Annotated in this window: 12 protein-coding genes; 6 read left to right on the forward strand and 6 right to left on the reverse strand. The window is 37.3% G+C overall.

From position 1 onward, the window contains the following. Nucleotides 1-209 precede the first annotated feature (209 nt). Entirely contained in the window at nt 210-995 is a 786-nt protein-coding gene (locus ACM46_RS01175) for a CPBP family intramembrane glutamic endopeptidase (protein ID WP_048504796.1), read from the forward strand. A gap of 27 nt (nt 996-1,022) precedes the next feature. Further along, entirely contained in the window at nt 1,023-1,790 is a 768-nt protein-coding gene (locus ACM46_RS01180; protein ID WP_048504797.1) for a TrmH family RNA methyltransferase, read from the forward strand. Between the two features lie 110 nt (nt 1,791-1,900). Here the strand turns inward: ACM46_RS01180 and ACM46_RS01185 are convergent, their stop codons facing one another. Then, a complete protein-coding gene (locus tag ACM46_RS01185) occupies nt 1,901-2,242 on the reverse strand; it encodes a hypothetical protein (RefSeq protein ID WP_048504798.1) in 342 nt (113 codons plus the stop codon). A gap of 182 nt (nt 2,243-2,424) precedes the next feature. On the opposite strand from ACM46_RS01185, the gene ACM46_RS01190 reads away from it, so the two are divergent. Together ACM46_RS01190 and ACM46_RS01195 are read left to right on the forward strand one after the other, a co-directional pair. Continuing rightward, nucleotides 2,425-3,606 (forward strand): hypothetical protein, encoded by a 1,182-nt coding sequence (locus ACM46_RS01190; protein WP_048504799.1) that lies wholly within the window; start codon nt 2,425-2,427, stop codon nt 3,604-3,606. Continuing rightward, nucleotides 3,590-4,171 carry a hypothetical protein gene (locus ACM46_RS01195; protein WP_048504800.1) on the forward strand — a complete coding sequence of 194 codons (582 nt, stop codon included), beginning with the start codon at nt 3,590-3,592 and terminating at the stop codon, nt 4,169-4,171. The genes ACM46_RS01190 and ACM46_RS01195 overlap by 17 nt, the downstream gene beginning before the upstream one ends. On the opposite strand, the gene ACM46_RS01200 is transcribed toward ACM46_RS01195, so the two are convergent. Continuing rightward, nucleotides 4,120-4,695, reverse strand: coding sequence for a 5-formyltetrahydrofolate cyclo-ligase (locus ACM46_RS01200; protein ID WP_048504801.1), 576 nt, complete (start codon nt 4,693-4,695; stop codon nt 4,120-4,122). The genes ACM46_RS01195 and ACM46_RS01200 overlap by 52 nt on opposite strands. Before the next feature lie 6 nt (nt 4,696-4,701). Then, a complete protein-coding gene (gene trhO / locus ACM46_RS01205; protein WP_048504802.1) occupies nt 4,702-6,072 on the reverse strand; it encodes an oxygen-dependent tRNA uridine(34) hydroxylase TrhO in 1,371 nt (456 codons plus the stop codon). 397 nt (nt 6,073-6,469) lie between these two features. Here trhO and ACM46_RS01210 point away from each other — a divergent pair, with 397 nt between their 5' ends. Further along, nucleotides 6,470-7,999 carry a trypsin-like peptidase domain-containing protein gene (locus tag ACM46_RS01210; RefSeq protein ID WP_048505546.1) on the forward strand — a complete coding sequence of 510 codons (1,530 nt, stop codon included), beginning with the start codon at nt 6,470-6,472 and terminating at the stop codon, nt 7,997-7,999. A 65-nt stretch (nt 8,000-8,064) separates the two neighbouring features. Here the strand turns inward: ACM46_RS01210 and ACM46_RS01215 are convergent, their stop codons facing one another. From ACM46_RS01215 to ACM46_RS01225, 3 genes are read right to left on the reverse strand one after another with little or no spacing between them, the layout of a single operon-like run. After that, on the reverse strand, nt 8,065-8,520 hold the full coding sequence (locus ACM46_RS01215; RefSeq protein ID WP_048504803.1) for a hypothetical protein: 456 nt from the start codon (nt 8,518-8,520) through the stop codon (nt 8,065-8,067). Then, complete coding sequence (locus ACM46_RS01220) at nt 8,520-8,900, reverse strand: RidA family protein (RefSeq protein ID WP_048504804.1); 381 nt, start codon at nt 8,898-8,900, stop codon at nt 8,520-8,522. Before ACM46_RS01220 ends, ACM46_RS01215 begins: the two co-directional genes overlap by 1 nt. A gap of 56 nt (nt 8,901-8,956) precedes the next feature. Beyond that, nucleotides 8,957-11,542 carry a putative LPS assembly protein LptD gene (locus ACM46_RS01225; protein ID WP_048504805.1) on the reverse strand — a complete coding sequence of 862 codons (2,586 nt, stop codon included), beginning with the start codon at nt 11,540-11,542 and terminating at the stop codon, nt 8,957-8,959. A 53-nt stretch (nt 11,543-11,595) separates the two neighbouring features. Here ACM46_RS01225 and ACM46_RS01230 point away from each other — a divergent pair, with 53 nt between their 5' ends. After that, nucleotides 11,596-12,882, forward strand: a complete 1,287-nt coding sequence (locus ACM46_RS01230; protein ID WP_048504806.1) for an N-acetylmuramoyl-L-alanine amidase family protein — start codon at nt 11,596-11,598, stop codon at nt 12,880-12,882. Nucleotides 12,883-12,905 lie beyond the last annotated feature (23 nt).

Here is a 12,905-nt window from a genome sequence, read left to right on the forward strand (position 1 = left end):
CACCTCGAAACTTGTATTCCAAAACTCTCAAACCCTCCGACTCTCAAACCCGAATCCCGGACCTCGTAACTTTCAACATCTCAATTTTCTTATCCTGAACTTAGTTTAAATAAGCCTCTCTTTGCCGCCCGTCACTTTAGTTTGCCATTCATCACTTTAATTTGGTATAGCTAACGATAAGCTTCAATTTTGTTCAAAACTTAAAAGCAATGAGCAAAAACATCCGTTTCTTCAGTATTTTTATTCTGGGATTTACCCTCTATTATTTCTTTGATTTTTTCTGTTTTAAAAGTATCCAGACTTTTATAAAAGAGACTTCGGGAAGTAAGGCACTTGCCCATACGGCAGCCTACTCCATTACCCTGATCCCTTTGATCATTACATTGAAAATCTTATTTCCTAAGAAGAATACCTTCTCGTTATTTTCACTGGATAAATCTATTCTAAAAGGATTATTCGTGGCATTTATAGGAACACTTCCCATGCTTATCGGCTATTTTATGTATTTTAAAAGGGTAGAAAGTGTAAATTTTCAATCTTTATTCATCAATACAATATCTTCTCCTTTCTTTGAGGAAGTGATCTTCAGAGCATTTCTTATCGGGATCTTATTCAGATTTACGGGATTGGGCTTTATTTCTTCTATTCTGTTCGGATCTTTGTTATTTGCACAGATGCATTTGTACCAAAGCAGTAATCCCACAGAGCTTATGGAGATATTTCTTATTACTTTTTTAGGATCGGTATTCTTCTCGTGGGTCTATTTTGAGATGGATTTTAATCTTTGGCCGGCTATTTTCCTTCATGTTTTTATGAATCTGTACTGGGAAATCTTTAATATCGCCGAAAATGTATCCGGTAACCTGTATGGAAATATATTCAAAATCTTATCTATTATACTCGTTATCACAGTGGTTATTTATAGAAAACAGAAGCATAAAACTCCGTTTCAGATCACAGGGAAAACCCTTTTCATCAAAACTAAACCGTCTTAGTCCCAATTTTTTGCATAATTTTGCAGCATGTTGATAGAAAGTTTTCAAAACGATAAAATAAAAAATGTCACCAAACTACTGGCAGACAACAGGTTTCGTAAAAAATCAAAAGTTTTTGTAGTAGAAGGACAACAGGAAAATGAAAGGGCTTTGCAGTATGGTTTTGAGCCTGTTGAATTTTTTATCTGTGAAAATATCTTTAAAGGAAAGCTTCCGGAAGGCAGAATTCATCATGTGAGCGAAAAAGTGTATGAGAAAATAGCTTATAGAGGAAGCTCTGAAGGAATTATAGGAATTTATAAAACCAAAGAAAGTTCACTTTCTTCCTTTGTTCCAAAAGAAGATTCCACGGTTATTATTGTGGAAGGTGTTGAAAAGCCGGGAAATCTCGGTGCCATTCTGAGAAGTTGTGAAGCTTTTGGAATTGATGCCCTGATTGTAGCCAACGGAAAAGCTGATTTTTACAATCCCAATGTCATTCGTTCCAGTGTGGGATGCTTATTCGGAATGGATGTTTATGATGCGGGAAATGAAGAGACTCTTGAATTTTTGGAAAAAAATCAGTTCAATATCTACACCACGCTTATGGATGAAACGGCGGAAGATATGTATAAGAGAGATTTTACGCAGCGTTCTGCCGTATTGTTCGGAACAGAGCATTCGGGATTAAGTGATTTCTGGATCGGTAAGGGAAAAAATACATTGATCCCAATGGCCGGCAGTATTGATTCATTGAATTTAAGTAATGCGGTGGCTATTACCTGTTATGAATCTCTGAAACAAAAGAAAGGATAGTGAAGGAAGCCGGCAGATCCTGAAAGTCTGCTTCTGCTGTTGAATAAAAGACATAAAAAAACCGTCTCACTGGGTGAAACGGTTCTTTTATTGTTAAGCTTAAGCTAAAATTATTTCTTAGCAGCGTCTTTAACTTCTTTAGCAGCATCAGCAGCAGCACCTTTAGCAGCGTCAGCAGCACCTTTAGCAGCATCAGCAGCTCCTTTAGCAGCATCTTTAGCAACTTCAGCACCAGCAGCAGTTGTAGCAGCAGCAGCATCTTTAGTAGCGTCAACAGCAGTAGTTGCAGCAGAATCGATTACTTTAGCAGCAGAATCAGTAACTACAGCAGCAGAGTCAGCTACGTTAGCAGCAGCAGAATCAGTAGCTCCTTCAGTAGAAGTAGTTTCAGTTTTTTTACAAGCAACTAGAGAGATTGCAGCGATAGCAGCTACGAATAATGACTTTTTCATAATAAATTAAATTTAATTTTGTTAATATTGTTTTTATAAATTTTCTTCTGTTCTGTTATTTGAACAAGACAAAGGTAGAGCAGATACAAAAGTTGTTTATGAAAAATAATTGTAATACATTTGTAAAATAGTTTTACAAATAAACAAAGCTGATAATCAACAATTTAATTATTTTATAAAAATTGACAGATTTAGATCTATTGCATTTTGAACAGCTCAAAAAAGATGTTCAGGCAGAATATTTAAAAAGATCCACCCCTTCCCATGATGATATTTCAAAATGGAAAGGGATAGATATCATATATTTTCAGGAAGACCTTCGCAAAAAAGCGAAAGGCAACATCAGTGAAAAGTCTTTTTACACCTATTTCAAAACTTCACCGGTTACCAAATTACCAAGAATTGACATGCTCAATTTATTGAGTATTTATGCGGGATACGACTCATGGTACGAGTTCAAGAAACAGCATCTTTTTGCCGGAGAATTACTCTTGGAAAATGAAGAACTGGAAGAAGAAGAAATTGAAGAACTGGAAAAAACGGTTTCTCAGGCTCCTGAAATTCCAAAAACTGAAATTCCGGCGAAGAAAATCGAATATCAATCCCAAGAAAACACTGATTTACAAAAATCAAACAATGATAATCAACCAGTTACCAAAAAAGAAGAATCATTAACCCGAGCAGAAATACAACCTCCTGCGGTAAGAAAAAATTTCTTTAAAAAGAATGCCTGGGCTATTGTTACTTCTATATTAATTGCCATAACCGGAGTTTTAGGGTTTAAAGATGAAATCTTTTCAAAAACCTATAAATACTGCTTTACCGATAAAGACCGTGGTGTTTCCGTCATCAATACCCTTGAAATAAGAGTGATTAAAGAAAACGAATCTCCGCTATTGTATAAAATAAAACCGGGCGAATGTTTTTATTATTCCACAAAAGACAAAAACATCAAAATGCAGATAAGCGCTCCTTTCTATGAGTATCTGGAGGTGAACAGAAACCTTGAAAATGCTCCTGATGAGGAAATGATTGAACTTAAACCTGATGATTACAAAATGGCAGCCTATTATTTCTCCATTAAAGATGTAAAAGGTGGAAATCCTGAGGAACAGATAGCGCTCATCAAACAGAAAAGGAACCAGCTGGAGAATCTGATCAGCAACAGTGCTGTGATTTACCAGGTTTATGACAACAAAACCTATGGTATTGAAAGGCTAGACAAGCAAAAATACATCACTCTGGTGACCACTCCTACTACATCCCTTAAAAATCTAAGTGTAATAGAGATGAAAAAGGACAATAAAGGAAAAATAGTATCTATCAAATTTAAAATTGCATCCACAGATGAAGAAAATAAATAAGTTTTTAATTTTTACCGTACTTTTTTTAGCATTTGTTTCCTGCAATAATAAGAAGACGGAAGTAAGCGACCTGGATAAACTAAGAAACAGCACCAATGTAAAAAGCTATCCTGCTGTACAGATGGACAGCATGCAGGCCATTAATTCCATTACCAAACAGAAAGTACAGGAACTTCTGGATCTTTCTACGCTCTATCTTTCCGGTAACAGAAATACAGAGATAGATACCGTTATCTATTCACAAATGGAAAGCTATTTTCATAAACCGGACTCTCTAACCTTTAAAAGATTATTCCGTGAACTGGACAGTCTGAAAGTAAAATCGGTAAAGGTAAACAGCCTGAATGTCTATAAAGAATTCTATAAAAAAGATACATTAGATTATGCGAAATTCAATCTGGAATATTTTGATGCAAAAAATAAATCCCTAGGAACATTTGAGAAAAATGCGCAATATATTTTGCTCTCCACTCCTATGATCAAAAAGGAATTTAAATTTTACTTTTTAGATTTTTATTCTGCCCCGTTAAAGAAAGACAGTATTTCTACCGGTGTCACGAGATAGTCTAAAGGAATATCATTTTTCCAGACATCATCAATTTTTTCATCGGGACTGAAATAATTAACACCTATTTTTTTACTCGCCGGGGAAATATTCTGGAAAAAGCCGTCATAGAAGCCTTTTCCATAACCTACTCTGTTTCCCTGCTGGTCACAGTAAAGCAGAGGTGTAATGACATAATCAAAATGGTGTATTCCGGAATCTGCATTTGAAATGGGTTCCGAAATGCCCCAGCTGCTGGTTTCATAAACCGTATCTCTATCTATTTCAACAGAAATCAGTTGATCTCCTACAATTTTAGGAACAAAAACACGGATATTTTCAGCTAAAAAAGCATCAATAAAGATTCCGGTATTAATTTCGTTCAGCTTTTCAATCGGAATAAAAATATGGATCTTCTGCCCTGCTTCCGGATTAAAATAGCTCAGAAAGCGTTTCAGAATCTCTTCAGATAACAGGAAAGCCTCATCAGTTGACAAGGCTTTTCTTTTTTGCATATATTTTTTTCTAAGCTCAGCTTTTAACATAATGAGTTATGCATTTTCAGAAGGCTCTATAATTTTATATAATTTATCCGATAAACGAACTCTGAAAGGAAGTTCAAAAGTAATCTGATCTCCGATTTTTGCCGTTTCACAAGGACCTCCGTTAACATGAATTTCTGTAACGGTAAGCTCCTGCTCACCTGTTGTAGGGCCAGAAATCAATATTGTGTCTCCTACTGAAAGTTCTTTATTTTCAATTAAGAACTGGGCAATCTTTGATTTTGAGTAATAATGTTCTGCCTTTCCAACCAAAACTTTTTTAACGGCCAGTTTCTGACGGATATTTTTTGTTGCTGCTTTTGCTAAAGGTTTATCAGACAGATCTCCTGAATTTTTGAATTTCAAAGCATCCGATTTTCCTTTTCTGAACACTTTATTTCCAACCTGCAATCCTTTTCTTAATTTCACCTGCTCTTCTAAGGGTAAATGTATTGTTTCCAGACATTCTGTAGAACAGCAATTTTCCATCACTGCCTTACACTCATCACACTGAATAAACAATAAATGGCAGGCATCGTTGGAACAGTTGGTATGATTATCACAAGGTTTTCCACACTGATGGCACTGTGAAATAATATCGTCCGTAATTCTTTCCCCCAGCCTGTGATCAAACACAAAGTTCTTTCCGATAAATTTACTTTTTATCCCTTCTTCTTTGATCTGACGGGTATATTCTATAATTCCGCCTTCTAACTGGAAAACGTTTTTAAAACCCTGATGTTTAAAATAAGCACTGGCTTTTTCGCAACGGATTCCACCTGTACAGTACATCAAAAGGTTTTTATCTTCTTTAAAATCCTGCAGCTGCTCATTAATGATAGGTAAACTTTCTCTGAAGTTTTCTACATCGGGAGTGATGGCTCCTTCAAAATGACCGACTTCACTTTCGTAGTGATTTCTAAAATCAACCACAATAGTGTTCGGATCTTCAAGCATATTATTGAATTCCTGGGCTTTTAAGTGAATTCCTTTGTTGGTAACATCGAAAGAATCATCATTCAGACCGTCGGCAACAATTTTATGTCTAACCTTTATCGTCAATTTCAAAAAGGAATAATCATCCTGATCAACAGCTACATTTAAGCGAATCCCCTTCATAAAGTCATACACTTCCAGCGTATCCCGAAAAGCCTCAAACTGATCTGCAGGAACACTCATCTGAGCATTAATTCCTTCATGTGCTACATAAATACGGCCTAAAGCATCCAGTGCATTCCAGGCTATAAATAATTCGTCGCGAAATTTTTGGGGATTTTCAATTTTGGCATACGCATAGAAAGACAAAGTAAGACGTTCCTTACCAGCTTCATCAATAAGTTGAGCTCTTTCTTCTGCGCTTAAGGTGTTATACAGTTGCATGCTATAAACGGTTTAAGTGAGAAAAATATTTCTGCAAATATACGCATTTTTAAATTGAGTGATCTGAACCAAGCATTAACACTGCCGATTGGCAGGAAAATAGTCAACAGGAAAACCCCGATGAATGAAGAACTTTCAGATTAATTATCGTATCTTAATCATTATTTTTTTATTGCTTCGGGGTCTACAAAATGTCACATTTTTCCTTTAATTTTTTTTTAAGTTTCGTTAATACCTTATTCAGGATTATGACATAATGTATAAAATGACATAATAGCCGTTAAATTTTAGTTAAAATTGAAACATAGCATACTAATTGCATACTTATTTAGCATTAAATTTGTTTACGATTAAACAAAAAACGATAGAATTAATTAATAAAAAAGAAAGATATACAATGAAGAGTACTTTAAAAAAACTATTACCATTTGCAGTAGTGGGAGTTGTCTCAGGAGCTACTACCGTTGGGACATTACAATACTTCGGTCAGCATTCCAACAATGGTGATCAGTCTTACTTCACCGCAGCAGCCCCAAATGCCTCATTTGTAGGTATGAATACGGGAGTGGTAGGCGATGATTTCGTGAAAGCATCCAAAACTACGGTTCCGGCTGTTGTAACCATCAAAAATTATCAAAGCAGATCTACAAGCAGGGCTTCGGAACAGGATCTGTTTGATTTCTTCTTCGGAGATCCTTTCGGAGGAAGAGGCCAGCAGAGACAGAAGCAGCAGCAGGCTCCGGACAATATGCCGTCGGGAATGGGTTCAGGTGTCATCATTTCACCGGACGGATACATCATCTCCAACAACCACGTTGTGGCGGGTGCCAATAAGCTTGAAGTCGTATTAAGTAACAAAAAATCATACATTGCTACCCTTGTGGGAACAGACCCGAACACGGATATCTCTTTACTGAAGATTGAAGAAAAAGGGCTTCCTTTCCTGAATTTTGCTAATTCAGACAATATTGAAGTGGGACAATGGGTACTGGCGGTAGGAAACCCGCTTGGATTAAATTCCACGGTTACTGCCGGAATCGTTTCTGCTAAAGGCAGAGGAATCGGTATTCTGGGAGGCCAGGGGAAAGCGACCAACCCTATTGAAAGCTTTATTCAGACCGATGCGGCCATTAACCCTGGAAACTCAGGAGGAGCGCTGGTAAACGTGAATGGAGACCTTATCGGGATCAACTCAGCGATTCAGTCTACAACAGGATATTATCAGGGATACGGATTTGCGGTTCCTTCCAATTTAGCAAGAAAGATTGTGGAAGATATCAAGAAATTCGGAATTGTACAGAGAGGATTCTTAGGCGTTTCTTCACTGGATCTTTCCAACGATCAGCAGGTAGCGGCATACAACAAGCAGTTCAAGACTAATATCAAATCCGGTTCCGGAGTTTATGTAACAGGATTCGGAGATAAGAGCGGCGCGGAAGATGCAGGTCTTAAAAAAGGAGATATCATTACTAAAATCGACAGCTATGACATTACGGATTTCGCAGATCTTTCCATGTCTATCGGAAGCAAACGTCCGGGTGATAAAGTTCAGGTAACTTATTCAAGAAACGGTAAGGACAATACCACTACGGTAACGCTTAAAGATCAGAAAGGAGGAACTTCTACAAGAACCAAAGACGATCTTACCATCACGGAAAAAATCGGGGCAGAATTCGAACCGCTTACTGAAAAATTCAAAACAGAATATGGATTGAACAGTGGTGTAGTGGCTAAAGATGTAACCGAAGGAAGCGAAATGGCGAAGATTGGAATCGTAGATAACTATATCATTATTGAAATCAACGGTAAGCCTGTCAATTCACAGAAAGATGTAGAAAAAATCCTGGATAAATGCCAGGGGAATGTACAGGTGAAGTTTGTGGATGACTACGGAAGAATCTACACCAAAGGATTCAAAATGCCTTAAAAACTACAAACAATAAGTCTTTTATATATTAATAAAAACGCCGCAGAAATTTCTGCGGCGTTTTGCTATTTTGATTTATTCATTTTCTCAGCAATCCTTTTTTTCTTGTTCCGTTCGTAAATAATCTCTACAATTTTACCTCCGATCCACGAAAAAGGGAAAAAGGTGAGGAAAATAGAGATCTTATAAAACGTAGGATGATATGGAAATATAATAACATCCAGCATGGCTATAAACAGCATGATGAAACCGATAAGAATAGCATAAGCTACCTTCGCATACTTCACAATAAGAGCAGTGGCAACTCCTCCCACCGTTGTTCCCAGCCCGGAAATAAACAGCAGAAATCCGAAAAATGCTTTATCGCCTCTCATACTGTAAAGGAATCTCTGCCAATGCTCAAAAGGAGCAAAAGCTTCGAAAGTGATCCATTGCGGAAAAACCCTTATACCAAGAGTAATAATAAGCCCTGCTATACCAAGACCTACAAGAACCGCAATTGTATTTCTTATAAAATTCATTAATCCTGATGTGCAATCATAGAAATTTCAATATCAACATTCTTTGGCAGGCATGAAACCTGTACTGTTTCACGCGCCGGATAGCTGTCTGCATCCAGATATGAAGCATAAATATCGTTCATTACTGCAAAATCATCCATACTTTTTAGGAAAATGGTAGCTTTTACTACATTTTTGAAAGTCATCCCAGCTTCTGTAAGAATAGCTTCAAGGTTTTTCATCACCTGATGAGTTTCTTTCTCAATTCCCTCTACCAGCTTACCAGTTGCAGGATCTACAGGGATCTGTCCGGAAATGTATAAAATTCCGTTCGCCATATTAGCTTGTGAATATGGGCCGATAGCTGCAGGTGCATTAACTGTGTTGATTATATTTTTCATTAGATTTTATTTTGGTTGCAAATATAAAATTTATATTTACAATTGTCAATTTGATATTAGAAAGGTGAATTAGGCTGTGTAAAGCTTCTGTCTTTATACTTCAGCGCGTCACTTAATATATTGGCTTTGATCCCGATAAAGAAATCATACACTTTATACTGTCCGAAAGGCACCCAGTTAAAATTAATGGTAAAACTTCTCTGATCTCTTGAAAAACCTATTCTCGTATACGCCAGATCTTTCGTTACAAGGTCGAAATGGGTACTTCCGTTGATATTCCAGTATGGGGTAAGCTTTATACTTCCATCCAGGCCTACGGAAGCAATTTTGGTTCCGAGTGCTGACAAGCCCTTTGAGTAAGCATAGTTGGCATTAATGTTTAATGTCCATGCCTGATCGAAATGAGCATAGTTATCATCATCAAAATAATAATTCTCGTTTCTCACTTCTCCTTTTGCAGGATATTTTTTAGCATAATCTGTTTTTTCTCCAAACAGCTCGCTGGTCAAAGGATAAGAAAGCTGTACGTTGAAGCCCTGCACACTGAAATGTCCGAACTGCTCCGTTCTTACTCCCTGTGTAGCACCCGGTGCAAAAACAATTTTATAAGGATCCAGTGAAAGACTTGTATTGACACTTAACTTGTTATTGAAGAATGAAGACTGTCCGTTGATGCTGAACACAGACCACGGATGAGTCTTTGCAGCAAAGTTATAGTTTCCGGAGAGGTTAAGAGATTCAAAAATCTTGATCTTTTTCACTCCTGTAGAATCGCTTTTAGATTTCACTTTCATTTCAATATTATTTCCAATATTAAAACCAAGTGCTCCCACTACTCCACTTGAAGGGCTGCCCACAATTCCTTTCTCAAATATTGAATAAGGCGTAAGGGCTCCTTCTGCATTGTAATAATTTCTGTAGTATCCAAAGCCCGGGCTGGAGAAATCCGGTGAATAAGTAAAACTAAGACTTGGGGTCATCATATGTCTTACCGCTTCTACAGCTGCTCCTTTTTTAAATTTCAGCATCCCGTAAAGTGTTGTCTGAAGACTGGCAGATGAAGAGAAAGTGGAATATCCCGCTACATTCTTCTGAATTTCGTCCACATCCACATTCTTTACCGGATCATAATATTTTTTAAGAGTTTTGGTCGTTAATGCATTGTCAATATTCGCAGATAAACTGAATGTAAAATATTTAGCAACCGTAGTATTGGTCCCTAAAGCGATATTGTTCTTAAGGCCCGTCTGCATTTTATCCCACATGGCTTTTGTGAAAAGCTCGCTTTCCTGGGTATTGACAAAGTTCGTCAGGTTGAAACCTGTATTCACCGTAATATTTTCAAGAAGTCCCTGTCTTACTCCCGTTTTGGATTTAAAAAGATAAAACTGATTGATCGCTACGTTCATCTGAGGAAGTCGCAGGTCTGCAAGTCCCGTCGCAAAGTTCTGAGCGTATGAAGTAGTTGCCGTAATGGTAGCAGGAAGTTTCAAAAATCTTTTGGTAAGCGTTACGGTTGAATTCTGCTGCGTATTCAGTACGTTTTGGTTGAAAATATAATTGTTGTTCAGCGGGTTGTTGTAAAACTTCGTACTTACAATATCCACAGATGCCGTGAAATTCAGAAAAGGATTCGCTTTCGTATCCTGTGTATGAGTCCAGGCAATTCTGTATGTACTGTTTTTGGTGTAATCATCAAGACCTTTGATCCCACGGACCATTGTTCCGATATCCGCAGTAAAGGTTCCCGAATAGCGGTACTTCTTGAGATAATTCATCTGCGGCCTTACGTTCCAGCTTCCTTTGGTATAAATATCAGCCAGTACTTTAAGGTCAAAATGTTCTCCTATCGGCTGATAATACCCTAGTCCATTCAGGAAAAACCCAACATCTTCCCTTTCCCCGAAGCTTGGAATCAGGATACCTGCAGCCCTTTTGTCTGAAAATGGAAGGATGGCAAACGGAAGAATCAGAGGAGTCGGAACCTTTTCGATGTACATCTGGATAGGTCCTGTAACGATCTGAGATTTATTTTTAGTTTTGATCAGCTTGATGTTCGAAGCACGCATAAAGTAATCGGAAGCGGTATCTTTTTTCTTGATATAATATTCATCCGTTGTATAATCTGCATTTCTCATGGCAAATACGGAGTCATTATATTTTTTGGTTTTCTGAGCGGTAATTACCCCTTCGTTCTCCTCCGTTCTGGCATTAAAAGCAATAGCCTGCCTCGTTTTCGTATTATAGCTGAATTCGTTCGTTTCGTATTTCTTCCCTGCCTGGGTTGTAATTACAGGTTCAATGATCTTTCCGAGAGAGTCTTGTTTACCCCGGGCATAGATCAGGTTTTTATTGTCATCAATAGAAATATAGTCTGCATCAATCTGCATGTCCTGGTATTTTACCTGGGCATTTTTATTGAGGAAAGTCATTTTCTTAGGGACATCTCTTCGCTGATCATCTGCTTTTGTACGCAGAATATCTTCTAAAGCTTCTTTTTTTACTACAATGGTATCCTTTTTGGAAATAGTATCATTAACCACATTTTTAGGCAATTTTTCAGGTGTTTTCTGTGCTAAAAAATTGTTAAAAATTAGGATAATTAAAATTTGTAATATATTTTTGAGGACGGTTTTGGCCAATTTTCTTCTATATAATTAAGGCTCAAAATTAATATAATTTTTAAAACTGTAAGATGCACAAACAAAATTTTAAAATAATTTTATCATTTCTTCTTATTCTTTCCAGCTCTTTAATTTTCTCGCAAAAGAAATTTACGATTGTTTTGGATGCCGGACATGGGGGAAGTGATCACGGAGCAAACAGGTCCTATGCAGACATTGGAAGAGTAGCAGAAAAGGACGTTACGCTTGCCGTTACACTGAAAGTGGGAGCCATGCTGGAAAAAAACAGAGATTTCAAAGTCATATATACCCGTAAAATTGATGAATACCCTTCTCTTTCGGACAGAACCAATCTGGCGAACAGAAGTAAGGCAGATCTTTTCGTATCCATCCACTGTAATTCTTCACAAAGACCTACGGCATACGGAACAGAAACTTATGTACAGGGACCGAACCAAAATGATGAAAATTTGGAAGTAGCCAAAAGAGAAAATGATGTGATCTTTCTTGATGAAAAAGATAAGCAGACCTTCGGTTCTTACAATCCCAGCTCTCCGGAATCTCTGATTGCACTGAAACTCCAGCAGAACAAATATCTGGAATCCAGCTTATTGCTTGGCGGACTTGTGGAAGGTAACTTTGTGAATAAGGATAAAAGATTCTCAAGAGGTGTTTTTCAGAAAAACCTTCACGTTCTGCGTATGAATGCCATGCCTTCTGTACTGATAGAAACCGGATTTATCAATCATCCTGAGGAAAGCCACTATCTGGCGTCTGATAAAGGACAGACTGAAATTGCGGAAAGTATTTACAATGCCATCATTGATTATAAAAAAGCCATCGACCGAAAAACAGGAGGATCTGTTTCCGTGAAAAAACCGGAACCGGAGAAACCTGCAGAATCTCCTCTGAAAAACGATTTCAGAATTTTACTGTTAAGCTCTCCTATCAAATACAACGATGGAGATCCTGCCTTAAAAGGACTGAACTATATTCTTCCTCTTAAAGACAATGGATTGTATAAGTATTATTATGGGGTAACGAATATGGCTTCCGTAAAAGATATCAATTTAAAGACTGCCAAAGATGCAGGGTTCAGGAACGCTTATGCGGTAGGATTTATGCCTAACCAAAAGCTCCTTACCGGCTACTATACTATCGAGGTTTATACCGGTGAAAAGCTGAACGGAAACTCATTTATCTTACAGACACTGAAGGATGTAGAGAGAAATAAAGAGAACGGTGTTTTCTACTATACGTATGGCAAAGTGTTCACTCTGGAGGATGCTGTGAAGCTCCAAAAAGACCTTGAATCCAAAGGAATCAAGAACACGATAATTCAAAAAGTTTTTAAATAATTTTGAAAATAATTTTGAAGTTA

Origin of the sequence: Chryseobacterium angstadtii, assembly GCF_001045465.1 — a bacterium.
Classification (GTDB): Bacteria; Bacteroidota; Bacteroidia; order Flavobacteriales; family Weeksellaceae; genus Chryseobacterium; species Chryseobacterium angstadtii.